General features: G+C 64.8%; 21 protein-coding genes. 8 read left to right on the forward strand and 13 right to left on the reverse strand.

Annotation, left to right across the window (positions count from 1 at the left end; all coding sequences use genetic code 11):
* Positions 1-133 precede the first annotated feature (133 nt).
* On the forward strand, positions 134-634 hold the full coding sequence (locus ACOCMM_RS17460) for a hypothetical protein (protein ID WP_419554402.1): 501 nt from the start codon (positions 134-136) through the stop codon (positions 632-634).
* A gap of 242 nt (positions 635-876) precedes the next feature.
* On the opposite strand, the gene ACOCMM_RS17465 is transcribed toward ACOCMM_RS17460, so the two are convergent.
* The 3 genes from ACOCMM_RS17465 to ACOCMM_RS17475 all read right to left on the reverse strand — a co-directional run bounded on the left by ACOCMM_RS17465 (position 877) and on the right by ACOCMM_RS17475 (position 5377).
* Positions 877-3378 (reverse strand): CoA transferase, encoded by a 2502-nt coding sequence (locus ACOCMM_RS17465; protein WP_419554403.1) that lies wholly within the window; start codon positions 3376-3378, stop codon positions 877-879.
* An 87-nt stretch (positions 3379-3465) separates the two neighbouring features.
* Positions 3466-4182, reverse strand: coding sequence for a type 1 glutamine amidotransferase (locus ACOCMM_RS17470; RefSeq protein WP_419554404.1), 717 nt, complete (start codon positions 4180-4182; stop codon positions 3466-3468).
* A 55-nt stretch (positions 4183-4237) separates the two neighbouring features.
* Positions 4238-5377 (reverse strand): serine hydrolase domain-containing protein, encoded by a 1140-nt coding sequence (locus ACOCMM_RS17475; protein WP_419554405.1) that lies wholly within the window; start codon positions 5375-5377, stop codon positions 4238-4240.
* A 99-nt stretch (positions 5378-5476) separates the two neighbouring features.
* Here ACOCMM_RS17475 and ACOCMM_RS17480 point away from each other — a divergent pair, with 99 nt between their 5' ends.
* Both ACOCMM_RS17480 and ACOCMM_RS17485 read left to right on the forward strand, forming a co-directional pair.
* The gene (locus ACOCMM_RS17480; protein ID WP_419554406.1) at positions 5477-6424 is read left to right on the forward strand and encodes an LLM class flavin-dependent oxidoreductase; all 948 of its coding nucleotides are present in this window, start codon (positions 5477-5479) and stop codon (positions 6422-6424) included.
* Positions 6425-6457: 33 nt separating this feature from the next.
* On the forward strand, positions 6458-8182 hold the full coding sequence (locus ACOCMM_RS17485; protein WP_419554407.1) for an AMP-binding protein: 1725 nt from the start codon (positions 6458-6460) through the stop codon (positions 8180-8182).
* A 12-nt stretch (positions 8183-8194) separates the two neighbouring features.
* Here the strand turns inward: ACOCMM_RS17485 and ACOCMM_RS17490 are convergent, their stop codons facing one another.
* Genes ACOCMM_RS17490 through guaB form a run of 3 tightly spaced genes read right to left on the reverse strand, consistent with a single transcriptional unit; the run spans position 8195 to position 11722 of the window.
* Positions 8195-10186, reverse strand: coding sequence for a putative glycoside hydrolase (locus tag ACOCMM_RS17490; RefSeq protein WP_419554408.1), 1992 nt, complete (start codon positions 10184-10186; stop codon positions 8195-8197).
* A 52-nt stretch (positions 10187-10238) separates the two neighbouring features.
* Positions 10239-10607, reverse strand: coding sequence for a preQ(1) synthase (gene queF, locus ACOCMM_RS17495; RefSeq protein ID WP_419554409.1), 369 nt, complete (start codon positions 10605-10607; stop codon positions 10239-10241).
* A gap of 35 nt (positions 10608-10642) precedes the next feature.
* Positions 10643-11722, reverse strand: coding sequence for an IMP dehydrogenase (gene guaB / locus ACOCMM_RS17500; RefSeq protein ID WP_419554410.1), 1080 nt, complete (start codon positions 11720-11722; stop codon positions 10643-10645).
* Between the two features lie 28 nt (positions 11723-11750).
* On the opposite strand from guaB, the gene ACOCMM_RS17505 reads away from it, so the two are divergent.
* The 3 genes from ACOCMM_RS17505 to ACOCMM_RS17515 all read left to right on the forward strand — a co-directional run bounded on the left by ACOCMM_RS17505 (position 11751) and on the right by ACOCMM_RS17515 (position 15310).
* Positions 11751-12635: a YceI family protein gene (locus ACOCMM_RS17505; protein ID WP_419554411.1), complete on the forward strand. Its 885-nt coding sequence runs from the start codon at positions 11751-11753 to the stop codon at positions 12633-12635.
* A gap of 175 nt (positions 12636-12810) precedes the next feature.
* Positions 12811-13689 carry a haloalkane dehalogenase gene (locus tag ACOCMM_RS17510; RefSeq protein WP_419554412.1) on the forward strand — a complete coding sequence of 293 codons (879 nt, stop codon included), beginning with the start codon at positions 12811-12813 and terminating at the stop codon, positions 13687-13689.
* Positions 13690-14584: 895 nt separating this feature from the next.
* Positions 14585-15310 (forward strand): hypothetical protein, encoded by a 726-nt coding sequence (locus ACOCMM_RS17515; RefSeq protein ID WP_419554413.1) that lies wholly within the window; start codon positions 14585-14587, stop codon positions 15308-15310.
* Here the strand turns inward: ACOCMM_RS17515 and ACOCMM_RS17520 are convergent, their stop codons facing one another.
* Both ACOCMM_RS17520 and ACOCMM_RS17525 read right to left on the reverse strand, forming a co-directional pair.
* Positions 15311-16402, reverse strand: coding sequence for an IS630 family transposase (locus ACOCMM_RS17520; protein WP_419554414.1), 1092 nt, complete (start codon positions 16400-16402; stop codon positions 15311-15313).
* Between the two features lie 41 nt (positions 16403-16443).
* Positions 16444-17304: a DNA adenine methylase gene (locus ACOCMM_RS17525; protein WP_419554415.1), complete on the reverse strand. Its 861-nt coding sequence runs from the start codon at positions 17302-17304 to the stop codon at positions 16444-16446.
* A gap of 357 nt (positions 17305-17661) precedes the next feature.
* On the opposite strand from ACOCMM_RS17525, the gene ACOCMM_RS17530 reads away from it, so the two are divergent.
* The gene (locus tag ACOCMM_RS17530; RefSeq protein WP_419554416.1) at positions 17662-18057 is read left to right on the forward strand and encodes a hypothetical protein; all 396 of its coding nucleotides are present in this window, start codon (positions 17662-17664) and stop codon (positions 18055-18057) included.
* A 35-nt stretch (positions 18058-18092) separates the two neighbouring features.
* On the opposite strand, the gene ACOCMM_RS17535 is transcribed toward ACOCMM_RS17530, so the two are convergent.
* The 5 genes from ACOCMM_RS17535 to ACOCMM_RS17555 all read right to left on the reverse strand — a co-directional run bounded on the left by ACOCMM_RS17535 (position 18093) and on the right by ACOCMM_RS17555 (position 24007).
* Positions 18093-19139, reverse strand: coding sequence for a hypothetical protein (locus tag ACOCMM_RS17535; RefSeq protein WP_419554417.1), 1047 nt, complete (start codon positions 19137-19139; stop codon positions 18093-18095).
* Between the two features lie 136 nt (positions 19140-19275).
* Complete coding sequence (locus ACOCMM_RS17540; protein WP_419554418.1) at positions 19276-19935, reverse strand: exonuclease domain-containing protein; 660 nt, start codon at positions 19933-19935, stop codon at positions 19276-19278.
* A gap of 145 nt (positions 19936-20080) precedes the next feature.
* A complete protein-coding gene (locus ACOCMM_RS17545; RefSeq protein ID WP_419554419.1) occupies positions 20081-22348 on the reverse strand; it encodes a UvrD-helicase domain-containing protein in 2268 nt (755 codons plus the stop codon).
* Between the two features lie 139 nt (positions 22349-22487).
* Positions 22488-22610 (reverse strand): hypothetical protein, encoded by a 123-nt coding sequence (locus ACOCMM_RS17550; RefSeq protein WP_419554420.1) that lies wholly within the window; start codon positions 22608-22610, stop codon positions 22488-22490.
* Between the two features lie 161 nt (positions 22611-22771).
* Positions 22772-24007 carry an LLM class flavin-dependent oxidoreductase gene (locus ACOCMM_RS17555; RefSeq protein WP_419554421.1) on the reverse strand — a complete coding sequence of 412 codons (1236 nt, stop codon included), beginning with the start codon at positions 24005-24007 and terminating at the stop codon, positions 22772-22774.
* 257 nt (positions 24008-24264) lie between these two features.
* On the opposite strand from ACOCMM_RS17555, the gene ACOCMM_RS17560 reads away from it, so the two are divergent.
* Positions 24265-25173 (forward strand): NAD(P)-dependent oxidoreductase, encoded by a 909-nt coding sequence (locus ACOCMM_RS17560; protein WP_419554422.1) that lies wholly within the window; start codon positions 24265-24267, stop codon positions 25171-25173.
* Positions 25174-25176 lie beyond the last annotated feature (3 nt).

Below are 25176 nucleotides of genomic sequence, written 5' to 3' on the forward strand. Positions count from 1 at the left end.
CATCCGCCGCATGTGGCGAGACGAAACCGCCCCACAACACACCCACACACTCGCCGCTTGACAAGGGAGCGTCAGACAAACCCGCTCGGCTGGGCGGCTATGTGTTGGATGTTGCAAGACATACTGGGGCGGCATGACAGCTGACGAGCGGCTTCGAGCAATCCGGTTGATTCACGACTCTCCGTTGCGGATCGTGCTTTCGGTGACCGGCGGCGGGGTGCTGGCGCTGAGCGACCTGCTGACGATTCCGGGCGGCTCTCGCACGCTCCTCGAGGCCGGCGTCCCGTATTCGGTGAAATCTCTCTACGAGCTGATGGGCTCAGAACTCGAGCCCCACGTGTCCGACGAGGCTGCGCTGGCGATGGCCGACGGCTGCCTGGCCCGGGCGCAGTATCTCGTCTCGACACCGAAGCCGGGATCGGAGCCGTGGCCGCTTGCCGGCATCTCGTGCACCGCCGCTCTGGTGACTGATCCGCCACGGCGAGGCGAAGATCGGGCGCACATTGGGGCCGTCACCGACTCGGGCACACGCATCGCCCGCAAGATCACCTACGAAACCGACGATCGCATCGCCCAGGACCGCGAGACATCCGACGCGCTGCTCGAACTCATCGCCGAGGTCGCCACGGGCTAAGAGCGTGAGCGGATAGGTGGCGATGCCCGGCAGCCCCGACGGCTTGGACTTTGCGCAGAAATGCCGCCACAGACGGCAAAATTGCACAAAGAAAGCGTGACAGCAACTTTCCTAGACGTCACCTATCCGCGCGGCCTCTCAGCGCTCGGCAACCGGGTCTTCTGGCCGCGACAACTCCAGCATGCGCAAATGGCGCAGAACTGCACGCGCTGAGCGCTCGGTGACCGGCCCCGCTGAGCCAGCTAGAGAAACAGACCGTCGCCGATGCCCTCGGCGATCTCGTCGGGCGCGTAGCCGACGTCGGTCCACACGTCGAAGTTGTGCTCGCCCAGGTAGGCGGGGCTGAGATAGCGCGGGAACCAGCGCTGGCCGTTCCACAGCCCGGCGAAGGCATCGACGGTGCGCTCGCCGAATACCGCATGGTCCACGGGTTGCCAGAAGCCACGAGCCGCGTGCTGGGGATCGTCGGCGAACAACTGGTGAGAGTCCTGCACCGGTCCCGCAGGAACGCCTGCGGCCTGCAAGGCCTCGGCGGCCTCCGTCGCGCTTCGCTCAGCAGCCCACTCCCCCACAACCGCATCGATCATGGACCTGCGGTCTCGGCGCGCCGCTTCGGTGGCGAGCCTCGGATCGTCGAGTCGCGTGTCGGCCAACAGCCCCGAGAGCCCGAGCCACTGCGCCGGCTCGGTCACGGTCACCGCCACGAAGCCATCGCTGCACGCGTACACCTCGTTGGGAACGTGGTCGGCAATGCCGTCACGGTTGCCTTCGGGCCTGGGCGGCGACACGCCGGCCGACTGGCGGATGATCGCCGCCCCGATCGCATAGGCGCCTACTTCGAGCTGCGCCATGTCGATGCGCTGCCCCTCACCGGTGCGCTCGCGGGCATACAGCGCACCGACCGTCGAGACCGCTGCGGCGAAGCCCGCCAGGTGATCACTGAGCGAGAAGCCCGGACCCACGTCGCCGCGATCGGCGAAGTTGGTCAGGTGCGTGATGCCGCACACCGCGTGCACGGTCGGTGCGTAGGAGATGACATGCCGCCACGGTCCGTCATGGCCGCAGCCTGACATCGTCACGTAGACCAGTCGCGGGTTCCACTCGTGGACCGTCGCCCAGTCGAGACCCCACGAATCCAGCACTCCGGCGCTGAAGTTCTCGATGAGCACGTCGCACGTCTCGATCAGCCGCCGGGCCGCAGTCAACGCGTCGGGATGCTGCATGTCGAGCGTGGCACTGCGCTTGGAGCGGTTCCACACGAAGTAGTAGGGGAAGTCGGGCGAGTTGACGAGCGTGGACCGCTCCTCGCTCTGAATCCGAATCACGTCGGCACCCAGATCGCCGAGCAGTTTCGTGGCAGACGGTCCGGCGAGCACCCAGGTGAAATCGGCGATCCGTATCCCGTCAAGTGGCCGCCGGTCATCGGCGCCCTCACTCAACGCTGCGCTGACTGGTCTGCGGCTGGTCCCATTTCGGGCTTCACTCGCCGGCGCCGCCCATGACGCCAAGATCTCATCTAGGGGCGTGTCCACCTCGGCCGGGGGACAAGGCGGAATCGAACCGGACCTGCCGGTGTCGCTCCAGCGCACCAGTCGGCCCGGCATGTTCACAGTGCCTGCCCCACCCGTCGCTGCACTTGCGGGCACGTGCGAGCCGTTCGCAGCGATCCTCTCCGGTGTCGAAACTTCGGCAAGGAAGTCGCGGTGAGCGAATTGGGGATTGGCACACACCTCGGCAACGTCCAGCACGCCGCCGAAGGCGACATGGCGCTCCTGCGCTTCCCACCACACCTCGCGGGCATCGCGGGGAGCAATCCAGCGCCGGACGGCGTCCATGACCTCGGTCACGTCCAGCAGCACGTCCGCTGGGTCCGCGCCGACCCACCGCGCAACCTCGTCAAAGCCGGTCTCGACCATCCATTCGAACAGCAGATCGGGTGTCGGTGTCAGCGTGATCATGACGTAGCCGCCCTCGCCGCCCCGGCACTCAGCGAGGTCGTAGGCACCGAGCCAGTGCAGGGCGCCCTGCCGGGGAGCCACCTTGGGCAGGGGCAACACGTCGTCGAAGAAGTACTGCATGAACAGGTTCTCGATCGAGCCGGTGACCGTCTCGTGGATGGACAGGTCCACATGCGCCCCCCGCCCTGTCGAGCGCGCCGACAACGCTGCTGCGACTCCCGAGGTCGCTGCCACGAACCCTGCGTAGTTGTAGGCCTGCCGGCCCCACACGTTGAGTGGGCGGTCAGCCAGGCCCGTGAGCGCCATCATCCCGCCCATGGCGGCCGACACCAGATCGGAGCCCAGCCACTGCGCCCGCGGGCCCGTGCGCCCGAACGGCGTGATCGACACCTGCACCAGCGCTGGGTTCTCAGCGGCCGCATCCGCGTAGTCGATGCCCAGTTCGGCCAACCGCCCGGGGCGTTCCGTCTCGATCACCAGATCGGCTGCCGAGGTCAGCTGCCGGTATGCGTCTCGACCCTCGGCAGTGCTCACGTCCAACCGGCAGCGGCGCTTGCCGCCGTCGTACCACCAATCGGCCACGCCACCGAGCGCGGCCGCAGCCCGATCAGCCAACGGCAAGCCCAGCGAACCGGTGCCGACCCGCACCACGTCGGCGCCCAATTCGGTCAGCAGCTTCGTCGCGAAGCGGCCCGGATCGCCGGTCAGGTCGACGACGCGCAATCCCGACAGTGCTCCCTGAGCCGCCGACGGGTCCCGGCTCTGTCGCGGGGAGGGTTGGTTCATGACGGCCCGAAGCTAGCCCCCACCGCTGTGCCAGACGATGGCGTGTGGAGTTCGTCTCGGGGGTGCAGCGCCAAGGGATGTCCGCGGCTAGCCGGCTGCGGCGGCCATGAAATTGCGGTAGAGCTGCTCGGCGTCGGCGGCGAATCCGTCCATGGAGCGGTCCGCGTCGGCAGCGAGGGCATCGAGCGAGCCGGAGCCAAGCGTCGACTCCAGCGCATTGCGGTAGATCTCGATCTCGCCCCAGTTGCGCACCGTGTCGTCCTCCACCTCCACGTGGTACTGCATTGACCACGCCCATTGCCCGACCCGCATGGCCTGCACCCGGCACTCCGGCGAGCCAGCCAGCACAACGGCGTCGTCGGGAGGCTGGGCCACCTGCACCGAATGCCACTGCAGGGCGTGCTGGCGATCGCCCATCTGGTCGAAGATCGGGTCAGCCCGGCCTTCTGAGGTGAGATCCACGGCCAGCACTCCGATCTCGGGCGGGCGTTGCGGTCCGCAGGTTCCCCCGAGAGCGTCGGCCAGCAACTGGTGCCCCAGGCAGAGCCCCAGGAAAGGTCGCTGCAGCTCGCGCACCCAGCGACGTATGGCCCGCTTCTCGGGCACCAGCCACGGGCATTCCTCCACGTCCCATACGTCCATCGGGCCGCCCATCACCCACATGGCGTCGAAGTCGTCCAACGACGGGATGGGCTCGCCCTCGTCGAGTTCCACCGCGGTCCACTCGACGCCATCGGCCCGCAGGAAGTCGCGCAGCCGGCCGGGATGCTCGCAGTCGATGTGCTGGAGAACGAGGAGTCGCATCGCCCCGTTGCTACCACGCTGGGGGTGGCGGGTTACGCCCTTGATGGGCCTGCGATCATTCCGGCGTCGTGCACAGACCGGCGAGGCTGCCAATCGCCGTATCGCGGCGCGGCTGGCGCACCTCGTGCTCGTCGTAGCCGTTGGTGGTGTAGCCGAACGACAAGCCAGTAGCCGGGTCGGCCCAGGCCAGCTGCCCGCCCGCGCCGTTGTGTCCGTAGGCCATCGGCGACACCGTGCGGCCCAGCCCGCGCATGTTCGACATCCCGTCGTCGCCTGCCAGGAAGAGCCCGATCGAGCGATTGGCGGGCATGCCCATCGGGTCGGGCAGGGTGTTGCGCACCTCGCCGGTGCCGATGGCCAGCATCTCGGGGTCCCACAGTCCATCCGGGTTACCCAGCAGGCCCTGGTAGAAGAGTGCCACGTCGACCGCGGTGCCGAAAGCCCCGCCGCCAGGCACGCCGACTTCGCGCACCGACGGCTCGTTGAAGCGCAGAATCGCTTCGTTGGTGACCTCGGTCATCGGCAGCTCGCGGACGCCGAACGTCGCTTCGAGCTCGTCGGGTGTGGCCGGCTCGCCCACCAGGATCAGCTCGGCGATGCCGTCCTGGTCCTCGGGTGCCAGACCCAGCATGCGAGGCAGACCCAACGGCCCGGTGACCCGGTTGTGCACCTCGTCACGGAAGTCGTTGCCGGTGACCGCGTTGATGATCTCAGCGAGGACCCAATGCGCGGAGGTGGGGTGATACTCGTACCTTGTGCCGGGCTCCCAATTCAGCCGCCAGTTCGCCATGGCTCTCAGCCGCGACTCAGAGGTATCCCACTGCGGCGGCTTGAGCGGCGCGTGCGGGAAGCCCGACATGTGCAGCATCACCTGTTCGACGGTGATCTGGTCCTTGCCGTTCTCGCCGAAGGGCGGCACATAGCTGGCCGCAGTGGCGTCGAGCTCCACCGTTCCCTCACTGATGAGCTGCCACATCGTCGAGGCCACATACGGCTTGGTTGCCGAGAAGATGCAGTAGCGAGTGTCGTCGGTGGCGTCGCCGTAGGTGGCCTGCGCCACGATCTCACCCTCGAAGCCGACAGCGACCTGGCAGCTCGGCAGGAGTCCCGATTCGATCTCGCGACCGCAGCGATCGAAAAGGCTCTCAATGCGGGATTGCTGGATGGTGGTTGACGTGTGGGTTGCAGTGCTCACGGCCTTGGCCTAGCACCCGCGGCTACCGTCTCGCACGATTCCTGAGTCGCGACGCACAAGGGGGACGCAATGAGCAACGGCCCAATGAATGACGACCCAATGAAAGACGACCCAATGAAAGACGACACCGCAACCAACGAGACGATCGAGTTCGGGCTGGCAATTCGCCGCAGCGACGACATCGCCGGCCAGGCCCGCGAGATCGAGGCGCTTGGGTACGACTACGCCACCACCGGTGAGCACGTGTTCTTCCACGTGCCGACGTCCAACGCCTTCATCTCGCTGGCAGTCGCGGCAGGTGCCACCACGACGCTCAAGCTGATGTCGTCCATCACGCTCATCCCGCTCTATCCGGCCGCGCTGTGCGCCAAGCTCGCCGCGTCGCTGGATGTGGCGTCGGGAGGGCGATTCCACCTCGGCGTGGGGGTCGGCGGCGAGATGCCGTCAGAGTTCGAAGCCTGCGGCGTGCCGGTGCGTGAACGCGGCGCCCGCACCAACGAGGCGCTCGAGATCATCCAGCGGCTGTGGACCACCGACGACGTGACGTTCGAGGGCCGCTTCAACACGCTGTCGGGCGTGACGCTCGCGCCCAAGCCCGCCTCACCGCCGCCGATCTGGGTGTCGGGCCGCCAAGACGCTGCGTGGAAGCGAGCGGCTCGCTACGGCGACGGCTGGCTGCCGTACATGTACACGCCCGAGCGCCTGGCGCAGTCGATCGAAGCAATTGCGGGGTACCGCGAGGACGAGGGCAATCCGACACCGGTCGAGTCGGGCATGTTCGTGTTCTTCTGCTGCCACCCCGACAACGACACCGCCATCGAGTACGCCGCTGAGCGCCTGTCCAAGCAATACGCCCAGGATTTCTCCCAGCTCGTGCACAAATTCGCCATCGCCGGCGACCCGGACCGCTGCGTTGCTCGACTGCGGGAGTACATCGATGCCGGCGCCCGCACCGTCGTGCTCAGCGCAGCCTCCCCGATGCACTACATAGAGGAGAGCGAGCGCTTCATGGCCGCTGAAGTGCTGCGGAGGATCCGCGGCCAGTAACCAGCCTCACCAAAGCGCAGGGGTGAAGATCGCATGACAGCAAAGCGGTTTTTTGAGACGACGCTCGAAGCGGGTCGCATCGACGATCTGGGCGCGTCAGGGGGGTGGCCGAACCGGCTGCTTGACGATCAGATCTCCAAGTGGACCGCCGAGCGGTCCAGCGAATCGGTCATCACCGACCGTTTCGGCACGATGACCTGGGGCGAGTTCGGTGCCGAGGTGGACGCCGCCAGCAAGGGTCTGCTGGAAATCGGCGTCCGTCCAGGCGTGGTCGTGCAGGTCCAACTGCCGAATTGGCGCCACTATGTCGTGGCTGCGGTGGCCTGTGAACGCATCGGCGCCGTGGTCAATCCGGTTGCTCCGATATTCCGGCACAACGAAGTCTCGGTCATGAGCGAGCTCGGCCGGCCGATTGTGGTCATCACCGCCGACAGCTACCGGGGCTTCGGACTGGCACAGATGCATGCCGAGCTCCGAGAGCGCTGCGAATGGGTCGCTGAGCTCGTGGTGGTGCCGAGCCCGTCCATCGCGCCGTCAAACTCAAATGGGGACGAATCGTGGCTGCCCGCTGACGCGATGACCTGGGAGGACCTGATCGAGGAGGGCCGCTTCTCGTCCTACGACCGCGCCGCCGTCGACCTGTGCCGGCCGGGGCCGAACGACATCTGCGAAATGATGTTCACCTCAGGCACCACCGGGCTGCCCAAGGGCGTCATGCACACCCACAACATCCTGGAGGTGGCCGTCGACGCGTTCTTGGACACCGTGTGCGAAGGGCTTGCGCCGCATCCCGGTGCAGGGGCGCCGCAGGCGTATGTCAGCCACATGGCCTCCACCCTCGGCCACCAGACCGGTTACCTCTACGGGATGCGGCTGCCGTTGCATGTCGGCGGCCACGTCGTCATGCAGGACGTGTGGGATCCGGTCGAGTTCGTGGGTCTCATCGAGCAGCACCGGATCCAGTTCTCGATGGGCGCCACACCGTTTCTGGCTGATGTGCTCAACGTCGAGAGCTTGGCTGATCACGACCTGTCCTCGTGGCGACGCTTCCTGTGCGCAGGCGCCGCGATCCCCCGCCCCGTGCTCGAACGGGCGCTAGAATTGCTGCCGGACTGCATGGTCATGCCGGGCTGGGGCATGACCGAGTGCGGCCTGCTGACGGTGGGCATGCCCGATGATCCGCTGGAGCGCCGCCTCACCGATGGGCGAGCAGTGCGCGACAACGACGTGCGCGTCGTCGACGAGGCCGGCGAGCCGGTGCTGAACACCGAGGGCGACTTGCAGTGCCGGGGGACGGCATTGTTCGCCGGCTACATGGCGGGCCGGGAGTTCACCGCTCAGCACTGGACCGACGGCTGGTTCGACACCGGCGACCGGGCGATCATGGACGCCGACGGCTACATCAGTATCGCCGGTCGCAGCAAAGACCTGGTGATCCGCGGCGGCGAGAACGTTCCGGTGAAGGAAATCGAGGATGTCCTGCTGCGGCATCCCGCAGTGGGCGTGGTGGCGATCGTCGCCAAGCCCCACGAGCGTCTCGGCGAGATCGGGTGCGCCTTCGTGCAGCCCGTAGGCGATCCACCCACGCTCGCCGATCTCACGGAATTCCTGGACGCCCACAACGTGACCCGCCAGTTCTGGCCCGAAGACCTCGTCATCGTGGACGAGTTCCCGATGACGCCGAGCGGCAAGATCCAGAAATACCGCCTGCGCGACAGTCTCGACTGCGCCGGTCTCGACTGCGCCGGTCTCGACTAAGGCCGGCACCCGCTAGGGGTACGAAACGGGGATGCCCGCGGTCGTGTAGGTCACCCTCGGGTCCCACAGCAGCCAGTCGGTGATGCCGAGGTCGGCTGCGGCATCTATCTGAGCACGCACCTCAGCGGGTCCGTAGTCGACACTCAACGAGAAGTCCTGCAGCCAGGGCACGATCGCCGTGTTGGTGCCGGCCAGCACATTCTGGAATTCGGCAAGCGAAGCCCGCGTGATGTCGTAAGGCTGCGCTTCAGGGTGCGAGACGCCATATTCGCCCCGGCCCCAGTGCGACGGATACACCATCGGCGCCACATAGTCGACATGACTTGACATCGCGCCGACATCCTGCGCGATCCACTCGCCGCGGTCTGCGGCGATGCCGAACACCGACACGCCGTGGAACACCTGGGCCTCCCGCAGCATCGTTCCCGCTTCCGCGAGGAAGCTCACAATGACCGGCGAGGGATCGCCGCCGTTCCAACCGGGAATGCGCATGCCGCTGAGGTTTCCCTCGGGTCGGCGCATGTAGTCCCAGAGGATGTCGTCGATGCCTGCAGCGGCCGCCTCGGCCGCGATGTCCAAGTTGTACTTCCGCACAACCGCGTGGTTGAAATTGGTAAAGCCGCCATAGGTGGACAGCAGCGGCCGGCCGTCCGGGGTCTGCAATACCCAGTCGAGGTTGCCGGTCGAAGCCGCGTAGCGAGTGAGCACCGGGTCGTTGAACGCCACGATGCGGCCGATCACGCGCACGCCCATGTCGTGCAACTCGTCAATAGCACTTCGTAGGTCGAAGAGGTCCTTGGAGGAGCCAACCTGGCGCGCCAGCGGAATCGATGTCGAATGGCCGATGTAGCCATCCTCGTCCTTGAGGTCGAGCTGGACCGTATTGATCCGGCCCTGTTCGATGAGCTCCACGATCCCCGAGCGCAGCCCGTCGTGATCCCATGCGGCGGCGCTGACATGCACACCGGTGGTGTGGGGGTAGCCGATGGGCACGATGATGTCGAAGGTGGTGCTGTTGCCAGCAGCATCGGTCGCAACCACCGGGAGTGGGCCGCCGGGCGGGCTTGACAGGGTGAGGCTGAACGAACCAGACGAAGTGTCGAGCCGTTGATCGCCGATCTGCAGGGATACCCCGGCCTCGATAGGCCCAGCCAAGACCACCGGCTCGCCCAGAGGCACCGGGTCGTGAACTCTCGGCAGGTCGACGACCGGGGGTGTCCCGTCGACCGTGAATGTCACCGCCGCCTGGGATGTCCCGAAGAAACGCCGGTCCACGTCCAGCGTGACGATGTGCAGGCCCTCGGTCAACCCGGGCACCGGCCACACGATCCGGTTGTCGTAACGCTGCACGCCGCTCACGGGCAAGCCGTCCAGCAGCATCTGGGCCGATTCGACGTCACCACCGCTCACGCTGAATTCCAGGACGGCTCCCTCGAGGTGACCGGGCTGCAACATGGCACCCTCATGGATGCCGCTGATGGTGATCTCGGTGACACGCAGCGCCCCGACCGCCACGATCCCGACACCGATCGTCGCCGCGGCGAGCAGGATCACTGCGATCAAGCGGCCACCACGGCGGCGCCCGTGGGGCCGTCCGGCAGTGCTGATGACAGCACGATCAGCCACCCGGCGGGCACGACGACTCAACCCCGTCGCATACAGCGGTGCCTCGGACTTCGGCGGCCGCCAGGGAAATCCCCAGCCTTCCGCCGGGTCAACCGCCTGGGGAGTAGTCTGGCTATCGACGCGGCCGCCGAGGTCATTGCCGACCAGCGACGGCCCGACTTCGAAGCCGTGTTGGGTCAGCGACCAGCGAGCGCCTCGCAGCCCCGGTACCGAGTCCACCGGCGCCACGATGCCTGATCGCTGCAATGTGCCCAGCGACGCTTGCACGACCTGGTTGTCCAGAGCTGCAGCCGCGCTGATCTCGCCGATCTCGGCCGTACCCCCACGGAGGAGCAGCTCGCGCAGTATGCGCCTGTCGGCAGGCGCCAACAACGGCATCGGATCGAGTGTATTGAGGCTGCTGAGCACCCTTTAGTCAGGCACCGACGATTCAGCCCAGTGACGCCTGCGCGGGGTGGCGGGCAGTGACGGTGGTCGTGATGCCGCCCCTGACCAGCCAACGCGTTTCGACCGTCGCCTGTTTCGGTGCGACGGCAGCAACCAAGTCATCGAGGATGCGGTTGGTGATGGCCTCGTGATGGACGGGCTCGTCTCGGTAACTCCACAGGTAGAGCTTCAGCGACTTCAACTCCACGATGCGGCGGTCTGGGATGTATGCGATCTCGACGGTGGCGTAGTCGGGCTGCCCGGTCACGGGGCAGACGCACGTGAGCTCGGGCGTCGTGCAGCGCACCTCGTAGTCGCGGTCCGGGTAGGGATCGTCGAGCGCGATGAGGTCCTTGGACGGTTCGCTTGCCATTGCGGATCTCCTCGACTGGCAGGTGCCGCTACCGGTCAGTAGGACAGGGTGGCGTGCGGTGTGTTCTCCGCCAACCCGAGCGGTGTCACGGCAACGAATTCTGCGCGCTCGGTGAATTCGGCCAAGTTGCGGGCGTTGGTGTAGCTCATGGCGCTGCGGAGGCCGGCCATGAGTTCGCCGATCAGCTTGCCGGCCTCGCCCCGGTAGGGCACCGTGCCCTCGACGCCTTCGGGTGCCCGCTGCTCGAAGTACTCGTCGTCGATTTCCTCGCCGTGGCGTTCGGCTCGCGCCTCGATGGCTTCGAAGCTGGCCATTCCCCGGATGCGCTTGCGCAGCCCGTGCGGCCCCTGCTCGACCTCGCCGGGGCTCTCTTTGGTGCCGGCCAGCATGCTGCCGATCATCACGGTTTCCGCGCCGACGGCAAGTGCCTTGGCGATGTCGCCCGAGTTACGTATGCCGCCGTCGGCGATGACTGGGACGTCGAGCCCGGCATCGGCCAAGCCGTTGATCACGTTGTCGGTCGCAGTCAGCTGCGGCACGCCGACTCCCGCGACGAGTCGTGTCGTGCAGACGCCGCCAGGTCCGACGCCAACCTTGATGGCATCGGCGCCAGCTTCTGCCATGTCGATTGCACCGTCGATCGTGGCGACGTTGCCGGCGATGACGTCGACCTCGCCGAAGTGCTCTTTCAGGCGGCGTACGCCGTCGAGGGCGTGATCGGCGTGACCGTGCGCGATGTCGAGGACGAGCACGTCTGCACCTGCCGCAACCAGGGCCTTGGCCCGGTCGCCCATGTCGTGATCGGTGCCCACCGCGCCACCGACCACCAGAGCGCCGTCGTCAACCCGTTTCACCGCAGCAATCTGGCTCGCCTGCGTGTCGATCGGCATGAACCGGTGGACGATGCCTGCACCGCCGAGACGGGCCATGGCGATGGCCATCTCGTGCTCGCAGACCGTGTCCATGTTGGCTGCGATCACCGGCAGTTCAATTTCGATGTTGCGTGACAGGCGGGTGCGCACCGATACGTGACTGCGGCTGCGGATCGACGAGCGCTGCGGCACGATCAGCACGTCGTCGAAGGTCAGTCCGGTTCTCAGGTCGCGCAGTTTCATGAGCGGCTCCAAGCTACCGTGACCCGCCATGAGGCCCCGGCGCAGAACTGTGGTGACGGTCGTTGTGCTGCTGGTGATCGTCGCCGCGGCGGCGGCCTTCGGCGTCTGGCGGGTGCTCGGCTCCTCACCTGAGGAAGTCAGCTTGGCCGAAGCGGTCGCTGACGCCGAGCTCGTGCAAGAAGATGCCGCACCGGGTGCGACGACCACGGTGGCTGCCACAGGTGATGAGAGCAGTGATGCAGCACCCGAGGGCGGGGCCGGCGACCATGACAGAGACCAGGAATATGTCGTGGTCGTCCCGGAAGGCAGCGACGCCGATGCAGCCTCTCCTTCAGACGACGTGGTCACGATCGATGACATCAACGGCAGCTGGAACGTCGACGCCGAGACTGGCTCGTTCACCTTGGAAGACGCCACCGGCTCGTTCGCCGGTTTCCGCGTCGACGAGGAGCTGGCGAGCATCGGCGCGTTCACCGCGGTGGGGCGCACCGGCGACGTCAGCGGCACGATGGAGATCGTCTCAGAGCACGTGACGTCAGTGGAGATCGAGGTCGATCTCACCACGCTCCAGACCGACGACAGGCGTCGGGACGGAGCAGTTCAACGGGCTCTGGGCGCCTCCCGGCATCCAACCGCCGCGTTCTCGCTCACCGAGGAGCTGCACATCGAAGACGCTGCAGTCTCAGGGACAGCAATCATGCTGTCGGCCCCAGGCGACCTGACCGTGAACGGCATCACGCGACCCGTTGTCATCGAGATCGAGGCGCAGCTAGTGGGCAGCGTGATCGCCGTAGTGGGTTCTGTCGAGGTCACGTTCGCCGATTTCGACGTGACCGTGCCGCAGGTGCCGGTCGTCCTCTCCGCCGAAGACCACGGCGTCATGGAGTTCCAGCTGTTGTTCAGACGCCGCTAGGCGGCGGAACCATCAAACGCAGCAGACGCCGTTAGGCGTCTGAACCATCAGACACGGCGGCGCTCTTGAGCGCCGGAACCATCAGACACAGCCGACGAGCTTCCTAGGGACGGGTGCAACGTTTGGGCGGGTCAGGCATGATGTGGCGCCGATCCGGCCAAACGAAGGAGCACCGATGGCAACCCTCTCTGCGGAACCGCTTTCCAAGACCTACGCGACCGTCAATGGCAAGCGGATGGCATTCCACGAGTCCGGATCCGGCGATGCGATCGTGTTCCTCCACGGCAACCCGACGTCGTCGTACCTGTGGCGCAACATCGTGCCTCACGTGCGACCGCATGCCCGCGTCATCGTGCCGGACCTGATCGGTCAGGGCGATTCGGACAAGCTCGACGACACCGGCCCCGACTCGTACCGGTTCGTGGAGCATCGCGAGTACCTCGACGGCCTGCTGGACCAACTCGATCTCGGCGACAACATCACGTTCGTGATCCACGACTGGGGCTCAGCGCTCGGTTTCGATTGGGCCAACCGGAACCGCGACCGGGTGGCCGGTCTCGTCTACATGGAGGCCATCGTGCGGCCGATGACCTGGGATGAGTGGCCCGAGGCTGCCGCCCGCATCTTCCAGGGCTTCCGCTCCCCCGCCGGCGAGGAGATGGTCATCACCAAGAATCTGTTCGTGGAGGCGGTGCTGCCCGGCTCGATTCGGCGCAAGCTGTCCGAAGAGGAGATGAACGAGTACCGCCGCCCGTTCGTCGAGCCTGAGCATCGGCGTCCGACGCTGACGTGGCCGCGTCAGATCCCGATCGAAGGCGAGCCGGCCGACGTGACCCAGATTGTGACCGACTACGGCGAGTGGCTGTCGGGCTCGGATGTGCCGAAGCTGCTGGTCAACGCAGATCCGGGCGCGATCCTCAACGGCCCGCAGCTCGAGTACTGCCGCACGTGGCCGAACCAGACCGAGGTGACCGTGGTGGGCAACCACTTCTGCCAAGAGGACAGCCCCGACGAGATCGGCCAAGCCATCGCCGACTGGCTGGGAAACCGCTGATTCAGCGGTTGGTCCAGCACCGTCGCTGGCTCTGCTGGCCGACTTCGCCTCTGCTAGCCGAACCCAGCCGCTTGGCGAGCACGGGCCTCGCGCTGCTTGCGTTCGATCTCCTCACGTTTCTCGACCGGCCCCTGGTTGGTGATCACCTGGTACAGCTGGGTGTCGATGTCGTCGAGCGCGATGTCGCCGGCCAGCGCAGGCAGCTGTCTATTAGCGAGGAATGCACGAAATGGTTACGCGCGATTCGGATCCGCCGGTCACTGTGAACACCGAACTCTGACTGCCCTTGGAGCAAGACGACGAAACGCGTGGGCGATGTGGACCAAGTCCAGACGACTACCGATTTCCGTGTTCGGGCTGCTACGGCTTGACGCGGGTATCCGCAAGAAGACCAATTCACCCTGATCCACACAGCGCTCGAAATCAGGTTCCTCGCGGCCCGTATGGCCCACGCCGTCTGCGATTTGGCCGGATTGCGCTCTGGCACGCGTAGACGCAGAGCATGACCGGATCCCTCACCCATACCGAAATCATGCGAGGCTCCAGTGCATGTCGCCCCTCATATGAGTTCCATAGCTCCGCCGTCGCAGAACACCCGCGCCGGTAGCCAAGAGCGATGTACGTCGACAGCCGTTGGGTCATCGGCGGAGACTCGAAAGAAGCCACAGCCGCACTTGTCGGTCGGAGTTGGGACGGCCAACCTGCGCCCCGCTCTGCCTCGCCAGAATCGTCATCCGTCGCGCTGTCCGTAGCTGACAGCATCAGCCTCTTGCAGTGACCCTCAAATCGCGCGAGCATTGCCGATTGCGCTATGCAAGGACAACGAACATACCAATCGCAAGACGACGGTCAACCGATAAAGGACCGTCCCCTCTCTATCGCAGAAACCGAGAGGATGCGCCTAGCACTGAGCGTTTTTCGTGATGGCAGCGGTCAGTTCGTCAAATCCATCAGAGAGTACATGCCCGACTATCTCGACTTCGAGAGAGTCACCGCCTTGATCTGCGATGGCGAAACAGTTGAGAGCAAGGGCATCTTCGATGTCATTGTCCCTACTAGCTCGGGGCTTCCGTTCGGCATTTCTTGTAAAATGTCTACTGCTCAACGCGAAGACCATGATGCAAGCTTCATGGAGCTCTCGAACTCACAGAAGAAGTTCAGCGATGAGTTCGAGCGGCTCGGCATAGACTGGCAAGAGGAGCCCGAATTGGCAGGTCCAGCAGTCGTAGACCTCGTAACAAGCTGGCACCACGCGGTTGCGAGTACTGTCGACCTCGACGCCAGCCGCTACTTAGTGCTATCTCACGATAGGCCATGGCATTACTTTCAACTTCATTGCTATACGCTCGACCTCAAGATTGCCGATCCGGAATCCGACGTAACGTGGGTTAATGAAGGAGGAGATACACTTAGCGGTCCTTCTACGGTAGCAGGTTACATTGATTATGATGGCCGTCACCACAGACTTTGGCAGTTGTTTCAACGTTCGGGAGGACAGCTAAAGTTCTTTCCGCCGCTCGGCTGGGCGGACTGGACATCCTCATTCTTTACTCTCGAAACACCGCCTCTCAAGAGCATTTTTGAGAGAGTACAAGAGTATTTCCCGGATATGTGGCCGTGACTAGTGGTGTGTCGCGGTTTTGTTGAGGGCGGTTCGGGCTCGTTTGACTTTGGCGATGATCTGGTCGGCTGTCTTGGTCCATTTGAGCGGCTTGGGGTCGTGGTTCCAGTGCGCGGCCCAGTGCTCGATGACGTCTTTGAGGTGTTCGACTGAGGTGAACGCTTGTGTCTTGAGGGCTTTGCGGGTCAGAATCGAGAACCAGCCTTCGACGAGGTTCGCCCAGCTGGAGCTGGTGGGTGTGAAGTGCAGGTGCCAGCGCTTGCGGCGGGGGTGGGCGAGCCAGGTGCGCACGGGCTCGGACTTGTGGGCTGAGACGTTGTCCAAGATGACGTGGACGTCGAGACGGCGGGGGGTGTGCAGGTCGATCCACTTGAAGAACGCGAGCACGTCGGCGCCGGTGTGGCGCTTGCGGGTCTGGGCCAGGACTTCGCCGGTGGCGACGTTGAGAGCGGCGAACAGGTCGATGGTGCCGTTGCGCTTGTAGTCGTGGGTGAGGGTGCGGTTGCGGCCCGGGCGCATCGGAAGCGACGGCTGGGTGCGGTCGAGCGCCTGGATCTGGGTCTTTTCGTCGAAGCTGAACACCACAGCGCGCTCGGGGGGATTCACGTACAGCCCGATCACGTCCTGGAGCTTCGCCTCGAAGTCGGAGTCCGCGGACACCTTGAACACGTCGGCGAGCCACGGGCGCAGCCCCCGCTCGCGCCACACCTGGGCGACGAAGTCCTTGCCCACCCCGTGACGGGCCGCCATCGCACGCGTCGACCAGCACGCCGCCGCGTCGGGCGGCTCGGCGCACAGCGTGTCGGCCACGATCGCCTCCACCACCGCTGCGGGCACGCTGGGCTTGCGGCCCCGCCCCGGCGCCACCACGCCCAACCCGGCCACGCCCCCCGACTCGAAGCAGTCACGCCAACGGCGCACCGTGTCCTGATGGGCTCCCATATCCCTCGCCACCCCGCGCACCGACCCGCCGGCCGCCAACGCCAACAGCGCCCTCGCCGGCCGCACCCGACGCCACGGCTCGCACCCCGAGCGCGCCACCCCCTCCAACGACAAACGATCCGCATCCGACACGACAAATCCAGCAGTCATGCCCCCACCATACGCGCCCCAACCATTTCAACGACGAACCACTAGCGTTTGACCCAGAGCTTTTCTACCCGAACGGCGGCCTTTTCCACTTTCGGTGGCTTGACTGAAATTTGTTCCCAATCTGACAGTAGCGAATTGTAGATCTTGTTGTCGTATCCGCTCAGAACCGCCGGACCGTCATGTGCTCTCAAGGTGTCCAACATTTCTAAGTGATCTGCCTCAGTCATCTCCTCTCCATACATCTTCTGCGTTCTAGTTGATGGGAGATATGGCGGATCAGCATAGATGAGGCAGTCCGCACTCGAGAAGCGGCGCAGGACATCTAGAGCCGGTCGGTTTTCGATTTCAGCATCTTTCAAACGTGTAGCCAGCTGTGCAAGCTCGGTAGGAACTCGCTGCCAGCGATGTGACATTCCCCGCGCTCGCTGTTTGGCCCCGCGATTCTTCCAACCGGTTTTCTTAGCTAAATCGCTAGCATGCGCCTGCCAGATTCTGATAACAAAGCGCCGCGCATCCTCTAGCGCATCACCTGTGATTCTGTCAGACAGATCATACTCGTCGCGGGCCCAAGGAGTGGCTTCCAGTGCCCAACAAAGCTCTTCCGTGCGGTCTCGAAGGACACGAAAGAGATTCACCACGACGCTGTTGGAATCGTTCAAGAATTCGTGAGGTGAAGGTGCCTTGGTAAAAAACACTGCTCCACTGCCGAAGTATGGTTCGACGTAGTGGTAGTGGTCACCAAAATAGGATACTATTCGTTCGGCAATCGACCATTTTGAGCCCGGGTATCTAAGTGCGGCGCTTCGCTTGACCGTACCGTGACCTGACCAAGAGCCGGGGGGATCTTTGTGTTGGAACATCAGCTCTAAGTTTGTCGAATTCACCGAAATTGTCCGCTCCATGGCTGAATTGTGGCAGCAATTCTCGGCGGAATTGGTAAATCTTCTTTGTCCTCATCTCCATCTAAGACCATTTCAAAGACTCCAAGTGACGCATGTGATTCGACATTAACGGCGTTCACCCCATCGGAATCCGGTTCACCACACGCTAGCTTTCGGAGTGCGTGAGAAAGTTGTGCGCGATATGGGCTGGCCGCCCGCGGAGGTGTACTGCTCGTCCTGTTGTAGTCGCGCACCCGGCGAGCTTGGTGGACCCTGCGGGCTATGGCGTAGCAATGCACGCTTCCGCCGGACAACCCTGCAGCGAGAGCGCGATGGGTTCGGTGAGAACAAATGTGGGTGTAGGGGCCTCTTGGCGCCATGCCCAACTCCAACGCGACAAACGCAGCGGATCCGCGTACACGCACCATTGTGGATCGGAACTTCGTTCTTCGCCAAATGAGTTTCGAGTCCCGCCATCAGCGTCCGACCCTTGCGCCCGCGGCCCTCACGTGGCCCCGCCAGATCCCGATCGAGGGTGAACCAGCGGACGTGACCCAGATCGTGACCGACTACGGCGAATGGCTGTCGAGCTCAGACGTGCCGAAGCTGCCGGTCAACGCAGACCCAGGAGCAATCCTGAACGGCCCCCAACTGGAGTACTGCCGCACGTGGCCGAACCAGACCGAGGTGACTGTGGCAGGCAATCACTTCTGCCAGGAAGACAGCCCCGACGAGATCGGCCAGGCCATCGCCGACTGGCTGGGTAACCGCTGATCGAGCCACCCCGATCACCGACGAGGACAACTGGATCACCAAGCACGCACAATCCGTTCAGGTTCCCACTGCTGAAGTGCTTCGAGGCCGCGAGCTTTGTCCTGGGCGATGTCCAGGGCGACGACGATGTGGTTAGCCACGGGCCACCGCTCTTTGGATGTCTGGGAGTGGTCGAGACGGCGCAGGCAGACCAGCCGCACAGGTGCCACCGCAACAGTGCACGCCCTGACAGCGGGATCGTCGGCATCACCGAGGAGCAATCGGGCGGCGCGCAGAACTGAGTCGGACTGCACATAGAAATCTGGCGGGTGATCCCCCCGCGCAAGAATTGGCATGCCCCACGACGCAGCAGCTCGAGAGTCGGTGAGCGCCCAGCCAAGCGTGTGCTCAGGCTCGTCGAGTCCGAGTTCCAGCCGCTGCGAGGCCTGGGCACGTGTAGGGGGGAGTGCCGCCAATGCAATTGCTCGCCGCTTCCAGACCGTCGTCAACTCATGGAAAAGGTCTGGGATGAGCGGCTCACCTGCCGCGGTGAGCAGGCCGTCGTCTCTCAGTCCGGTCATGGCGCTGGAAACAGCGCTCGGCGCACGGTCAATGAGCCGCGCTGTCTGGCGGACTCCGTGGGGTTCGTCGGGAGTCAACAAACAGCAGATTGCTACTTCCTTGGCGACCTGGCTGTCGAGTGACTTACCGAACCCGCCCTTCTCGGGGAGCGTGGACTCTACGACCGTGTCGACGATCAGAGGTGGGGCCATGATCCGCATTTCTCCGCGCCGGTCGAGGTAGTTCACCCCCGCTTCACGCAGAGTCCGCTTGGCTTCGGCAGCAATGCGATCGGCAATGACGAGCACGGGCGCTCTCCGCCTGACGCCTCCAGCCAATCGCTGTCCGTGCTCCGCGGTGATCATCGACTTGACCTCGACATCGAATCGCTGACCAGCAATTTCGACGACAGCGTCAACTGAACGATCATCGCCCCAAGACACTCTCGACAACACCTTGGCAACGACACCAAGACGCGCCAGCGTCTCGATCAGCGCCGCCAGTGCATCATCCTCCAACGCTGCGACTATCCGTCTCGGCACAATACGAGCCTACATGCGTTCTGTGTTCTTGTATGCGAGAACACAGAACGCATGACTGTGCCGAAGGTGCCTCAGGCTGCGGCGTGCACCGCCTGCGCGTCGATACAGAACCCCGGAGCGGCACCGAACGCCGGCTTCAGCGCAGCTGCTCCAGGAACTCCGCAACCGACATGATCGGAATGCCATAGTTGCGAGCCTTCGTGGCCTTGCCGGAACTGCTGGCAGGGTCTGCCGCTACCAGCAGATCGCAGTTCTTCTTGGTGACGGTAAGGACGGGCACCAGGCCTGCGAGAGCGGCAGCTTCCTCCAGCAACTCACGCGTCACTGATGATCCGTCAATGGTGGCCGTGCCGGTGAAGCAGACGCGCAGGCCAGCGCCGAGATCTCTGGCGCTAGGCAGCGCGGTGACGTCGGGAATCTCAACGTCGCCCACGTTGAGCGCGGCTGCGATGCGGATCAGCAACTCGTGCTCTTCCGGCGTCACGACATGGTCCCGCACGACCGCCGTCGCGATGGACTCGAAGTATGCGCGATGCGCGCGTCGCGCCTGGGCCTCGCTGATACCCAACTCAAAGGCAAGCTCCTCGAACGTCGGGGCAGCCTGGACTATCGATGGCGTGATGCCATGAATATCCACGGCACCGATATCGCGCATCGGGTTGACCAGCGAATCGAACTCATCGGTGACTTGACCACGAGCCACATCGATCTCGACCGCAGCGATCTCCACGATGCGGTCCTGCTTGGAGAAACCCGTTGTCTCACAATCGATCGCGACGATTCGGTGCACTTTCACCACAGCCTCCCGATCCTGCTTCCGCCATCCTGTCGTCGACTGCCGTCGTTCACCCTCATTGGTTGTCTCATCCTGTGTTCGGCGTCCTGTGCCCCATGCCCTGGTGGACTTAGCTGTATCGCGCAACGTGACCGCCGGATTGCCGTCACGAATGGGTCTCCCGCTGGAACCTTTCGAGGTTCACCGCAATCGCTCGCGCAGGCACCCGACCAGTGTGGAGAAGCACGAGTTCGTCGCGAGCGCGGGTCATGGCGACGTACAGCTCAGACATGCGCATCGTGACATGCTCAGCGATCTCTTCTTCATCGCGGCAGTTCGAGGGGATGGACGGAAAGTCAGCGCCGAGACCGGGCAGCAGCACACTCTTGAATTCGAGACCCTTCGACCGAAAGTGAGTGCCGACGTTGACGCCTCGCCCGCTCTGTCCGTCGTAGGACTCAAGTTCGGTGACCAGCACTCCTTCCGCACGCAGGCGAGTCGCGACCTGACGCGCTTCGCTGCGGGTGCTCGTGAGTACGGCCACATCACCGGGCGCAGCATCAGGAGACTCAAGTATTGATCGGACCCGCGCCGCCACTTCCCCGAGTTCAGCGTCTCGGCTGCGGCAGCTCACCAGACACGGGAGCGGTCCGTGACGCAGTTCGGCCGTCGTCTGCTCGGACCGGTCGTAGCGCTCGTCGAGATCTTCGACTTGCAGACCAGAGGCAACAGCCCGTGCAGCGGTCGCGATCTCCGCGGTCGTGCGCCAGTTGACGCCCAAGACTGCCGAACGTCCGCGAATGTCCAGCCCAGCCTGACTGACCGTCCATCCGCCCGGGTAGATCCGCTGCGCCGCGTCGCCGACCATGAACAAGCCGTTGCGCGGATCGCTGCTTCCGCGTTTGACCAGCGCTCGGATCAGCATCAGGCCGGTCATGGTGAGATCCTGCACCTCGTCCACTACCGCCGCCAAGTACCGGCGCTGCGGCGCAGCGTGCGCCACGCCGAGTGCGCGCAGCAGCACATCAGCAAAGCTCATGGTGCCGCGGGCCGCCAGCTCGGCGTCCCATGCTTCGCGCAGCTCCCACACTCGGCGACGTTGCGCCTCCGTCATCCGCACACGGCGGCCCGTTCGCTCCGCCGCCAGGTAGTCGTCGAGTGTGCTGATCGCGCGGCCCTTGATGACGCGTTCGATCTCGTCCTGCAGGTAACGGTCGGTGAACGCGGTTGCCAGACCAGACGCCGATTCCCTTCTGAGGACGGCGGAAGCGGCGGCCTGGTAGGCGCTCTCGATGGCTTGGGGCTCCGTCGTCACACTGATGCCGTGACGTTCACAAGTCCGTCGAGCCAAACGGTCGACATTCACGAACTCGATCTGATCCCGATGGGCGTCGGCGATGCGTCCATACAACGCTGCGAATACCTCAGGCAGCGACCTGATGTACGTGCTGAACAGGATCGGCAGCTCGTCTGCGCCACCGTCACCGTCGCCGCTTGATGCTCGCAGCGGAAGCTGCTCTTCGGCTCGTCGTCGACGTTCGGCGCGCTGGCTGGCCAGCCACGCCGCTCGATGCAGTGCGACGACGGTCTTGCCCGAGCCAGCCGGACCGCTGACTCGTGCAGGTCCAGCGAAGTCGCGCTCGACGAGGTTTCGCTGGCGCGGGTGCAAGAACACCATCCAGTCCTCAACCGGTTTCCCGAGCAGCTCTCGAAGCTGCTCGGGATCCAGTTCGGCGAAGTTGCCAGCACCCGCATCGCCTGTCAGGTCGATCTCGATGAGTCGGTCCTCTTCGGTCGGAACCGGCTGTATCGCTTCGGTGCGTTCGCGGTCGATCTCGCGCACACCGGTGTCGTCGGGAACCCCGTACACCGCGAGCCTGAATGCCGCGTCGAAGCGTTCCGGCGACAGTGTGGACTCAAGCGCCATCACATCATCGTCCGAGTTGACAAGTCGAAGCCGTGCGATGTCTTCATCGTTAAAGCCGTACTGCCGCAGCTCGGAATGGCTCCAAGGACTGAAGGTCAGCCCTTCGTTGCGGAGGCGCCGGCCGCGCACGGTGTCGTAGTTCTCGTCGGCCGAGTTCTCAGCCTCGCGTTCGAAGACCCGGAGATCACCCACCTCGTCGTAGTCGATGCGCATGCGGCGAGCGCGTCGGTAGATCGCATGGGTGCCGTACAACAGCAGCACAACGGTGTGGTTGAAGAGCTGCCACACGAGGCGTCGATCATTGGCGCGCCCGCCGACATCGGAAGCGAACAATTTGCGGCCATTCGTTGCCCGGCCGACATCGTGGGTGTGCAGGCTGGGGTGCCGGAAGGGGCGTTCTTCAAGCCAGCGGTGTGTTCTGTCCAAGGCGCTGACGTAGATGTCATCGCCGGCCAGTGCGGCAACAGAATCGAAGTACGACTTGGTGGTGACAAGAGCGAACGCCATGGGCGCGGAGTCTCGCGCGGCCCTGCGGCAGCCTGCCTGCGGACTCATGCAAGCCAGCAGCTCAATGTCCGAGCACAATGAGGCATCATGCTCAGGAAGGTGTTCGTGCTGTACGCCGCCGTGCTGCTGGCTGCCGGCTTCAGTCGTCGGCTTGGCTGTCAACTTTGTCGGTGGTGCTTCCCTGCTGCTCGATATCGGACTTGTAGAGCGCCGAGGCCAGCAGGCCTGAGGGCACCGCCACCACGCCCAGTCCGATCAGCACGATGACGATGCTGAGCACTTTGCCGCCGGTGCTGAGCGGTGTAGTGAGTGCCGGCCACCAGTGTGACCATGGACGCCACGATCAGGGTCGTGGCGACGGCGTTGACTCTCCGGCCGAGCCTCGTTTCGAGATCGAAGATCTGCCGCACTGCCCGTGCTGGCTCAGGTTGCCAATCCGACAGCCTGGCGGGCTCGGGCTTCGCGCTGCTTGCGCTCGATCTCGGTGCGCTTGGCGACCGGCGTCTGGTTGGTGATCACCTGGTAGATGTCGGTGTCGATGTCTTCGAGGAGCACATCGCCGGCCAGCACTGCTGACTTCCAGTCCTGGTGCTCGGCGTCGCGCTCGTGGAATTCCGGCATCACTTCGGCGGCGAACAGCTCCAGGCTCGAGCAGATGTCCTCATGGGTGTTCTTGCCGGCCTGGTTCAACAGGATGAGCTGGTCGACGTGGGCGTCTTCGTACATCTCGAGCTTGCGGCGGATCGTGTCGGGTGAGCCCACCAGGCCGACGTTGTTGCTGGCCTTCTGCCCTTTCGGCGACTTCTTCCACTCCTGGTACTCGTCCCACAGGTTGACCGAGCCCGGCTCGACGGGACCGTGGGAGTTATAGAAGACGAGCGAGAACTGGAAGAAGGTCCAGCCTTCGGCCTTGGCCTGGGCCTCCTCGTCGGTTTCTGCGCACATGAACGGGCTGACGACGGCAACACCCGGATTGGTCTGGTAGTCGCAGAGCAGGTCGAGGTGGTTGAGGTAGTTGTTGTAGTAGGCGTTCACCCAGGCCCTCGCCGCGTCGGCCGACACGAACGAGAAGCCCAGCGCGCCCATGCCCCGCTGCGCCGCCATGACGATGGTGTCGAGCTGGCTGCATGCCACCCACAGCGGCGGGTGCGGCTTCTGGTAGGGCTTGGGCACCACGTTGCGTGCCGGGAACTTGAAGATCTCGCCGTCGTAGGAGTGGTTCACCTCCCCGAACATGGGCATGAGGCAGCGCACGGCGTCCTCCCACACCACGCGCTTGTCCCGGAAGCGGCGGTCGAAGGGGTGCAGCTCGGTGACCGAGGAGCCCTCGCCGATGCCCAGCTCGACCCGGCCCCCGCTGACGAGGTCGAGCGTGGAGATCCGCTCGGCGACCCGGGCGGGGTGGTTCGTGGGCAGCTGCACGATGCCGTGCCCAAGCCGGATGTTGCGGGTGCGCTGGCTGGCAGCGGCCAGGAAGACCTCGGGCGCGGAGCTGTGGCTGTACTCCTCCAGGAAGTGGTGCTCGACTTCCCACGCGTAGTCGTAGCCGAGCTTGTCGGCCAGCTCGATCTGGTCGAGCGCTTGCTGGAACAGGACGTACTCGGAGTCGTCGTTCCACGGTCTCGGCAGCTGCAGCTCGTAGAAGATCCCGAACTTCATGGCACGCCCCCTCGTTGACTGGCCGCCGGTCATCCTAAAGCAGCGCCAACAGGCGAACCCTTGGTTGCCGAACCTCTTGTCTCCTGCTCTTGTTCGCTGCGCTCACGGGCCGCTCGGGCCACGGCTTCGCCGCCCATCGGCTCAGTCTCTGAGTGCGAGACTCGCGGAAGTTCCGGGGAGAGGGGTCCTCGGGGCTCGGTGGGGCGGAACAAACATTAGTGTTTGGTGAGAAGAGTGGCGGCGAGGACATAGCGACGATGGAGACAGTCGGATTCGTCGGGTTGGGCACGATGGGCGGACCGATGTGCGCTCGCCTGGCTCACGCCGGCCACCAGGTGCAAGCGTTCGACATCAACCCAGATGCACTGGAAGCCGCAGTGGCAGCAGGGGCCTCTGCCGCCGGCTCGGCTGCTGAGGCCGCCGCCGGGGTTGACGTGCTGATGACCTCGCTGCCGGCGCCTGCGCATGTCGAGGCGGTGATGTGCGACGCAGGGGTGCTCGGGGCGTTGTCAGCGGGCTCGATCTGGGTGGATTTGACGACGAGCCGCCCCGAGTTGATCCAGCGCCTGGCCGCGGAGGCGCCCGAGGGCGTGGCCGTGGTGGACTCGCCGGTGACCGGAGCCGTGGACGGCGCTCGAAACGGCACGCTCACGCTGTTCGCTGGCGGCAAGGCCGAGACCGTGGAGCGGGTGCGCTCGCTGCTCGAACCTCTGGGGCGCGTGATCAAGTGCGGCGCACTCGGCACCGGCTGTGTGGTGAAGCTGGTGACGAACCAGCTCTGGTTCGTGGGTGCTGCCGCGCTGGCCGAAGGGTTGGCCGTGGGAGTTCGCAACGGGGTCGATCTCGGCGACCTGTGGGAAGCCATCAAAGACAGCGTCGCCGACAGCTTCGTGGCCCGCCATGACGCACCCAGCATCTTCGCCGGCCACTACGACCCGTCGTTCACGTTGGGCCTGTGCGTGAAGGATCTTGGGCTGGTGGCCGAGCTGGAGTCGGCCGTCGGCACCGATCTGCCGATGACGGCGGCTGCGCGTGCAGCGTTTGAACGGGCTGCCGAGCGCTACGGCCTCGATGCCGCAGAGCTGAGCGTGGCCCGCCGCATCGAAGACGATGCGCACCTGTCACTGCGGCTCGACGGCGACTGGGTGCCGCACTGGGAGGCATGACCG

The sequence above is a fragment of the Candidatus Poriferisodalis sp. genome (assembly GCF_965198245.1).
In the GTDB taxonomy this organism is placed as follows: Bacteria; Actinomycetota; Acidimicrobiia; order Acidimicrobiales; family Poriferisodalaceae; genus Poriferisodalis.

Excerpts from the sequence above, each read along its gene's own strand:
- ACOCMM_RS17460 (WP_419554402.1), top strand. The coding sequence starts at position 134 with ATGACAGCTGACGAGCGGCTTCGAGCAATCCGGTTGATTCACGACTCT.
- ACOCMM_RS17465 (WP_419554403.1), bottom strand. The coding sequence starts at position 3,378 with ATGAACCAACCCTCCCCGCGACAGAGCCGGGACCCGTCGGCGGCTCAG.
- ACOCMM_RS17470 (WP_419554404.1), bottom strand. The coding sequence starts at position 4,182 with ATGCGACTCCTCGTTCTCCAGCACATCGACTGCGAGCATCCCGGCCGG.
- ACOCMM_RS17480 (WP_419554406.1), top strand. The coding sequence starts at position 5,477 with ATGAAAGACGACCCAATGAAAGACGACACCGCAACCAACGAGACGATC.
- ACOCMM_RS17485 (WP_419554407.1), top strand. The coding sequence starts at position 6,458 with ATGACAGCAAAGCGGTTTTTTGAGACGACGCTCGAAGCGGGTCGCATC.
- ACOCMM_RS17490 (WP_419554408.1), bottom strand. The coding sequence starts at position 10,186 with ATGCCGTTGTTGGCGCCTGCCGACAGGCGCATACTGCGCGAGCTGCTC.
- queF (WP_419554409.1), bottom strand. The coding sequence starts at position 10,607 with ATGGCAAGCGAACCGTCCAAGGACCTCATCGCGCTCGACGATCCCTAC.
- guaB (WP_419554410.1), bottom strand. The coding sequence starts at position 11,722 with ATGAAACTGCGCGACCTGAGAACCGGACTGACCTTCGACGACGTGCTG.
- ACOCMM_RS17505 (WP_419554411.1), top strand. The coding sequence starts at position 11,751 with ATGAGGCCCCGGCGCAGAACTGTGGTGACGGTCGTTGTGCTGCTGGTG.
- ACOCMM_RS17510 (WP_419554412.1), top strand. The coding sequence starts at position 12,811 with ATGGCAACCCTCTCTGCGGAACCGCTTTCCAAGACCTACGCGACCGTC.
- ACOCMM_RS17515 (WP_419554413.1), top strand. The coding sequence starts at position 14,585 with ATGCGCCTAGCACTGAGCGTTTTTCGTGATGGCAGCGGTCAGTTCGTC.
- ACOCMM_RS17520 (WP_419554414.1), bottom strand. The coding sequence starts at position 16,402 with ATGACTGCTGGATTTGTCGTGTCGGATGCGGATCGTTTGTCGTTGGAG.
- ACOCMM_RS17525 (WP_419554415.1), bottom strand. The coding sequence starts at position 17,304 with ATGGAGCGGACAATTTCGGTGAATTCGACAAACTTAGAGCTGATGTTC.
- ACOCMM_RS17530 (WP_419554416.1), top strand. The coding sequence starts at position 17,662 with ATGCCCAACTCCAACGCGACAAACGCAGCGGATCCGCGTACACGCACC.
- ACOCMM_RS17545 (WP_419554419.1), bottom strand. The coding sequence starts at position 22,348 with ATGGCGTTCGCTCTTGTCACCACCAAGTCGTACTTCGATTCTGTTGCC.
- ACOCMM_RS17555 (WP_419554421.1), bottom strand. The coding sequence starts at position 24,007 with ATGAAGTTCGGGATCTTCTACGAGCTGCAGCTGCCGAGACCGTGGAAC.
- ACOCMM_RS17560 (WP_419554422.1), top strand. The coding sequence starts at position 24,265 with ATGGAGACAGTCGGATTCGTCGGGTTGGGCACGATGGGCGGACCGATG.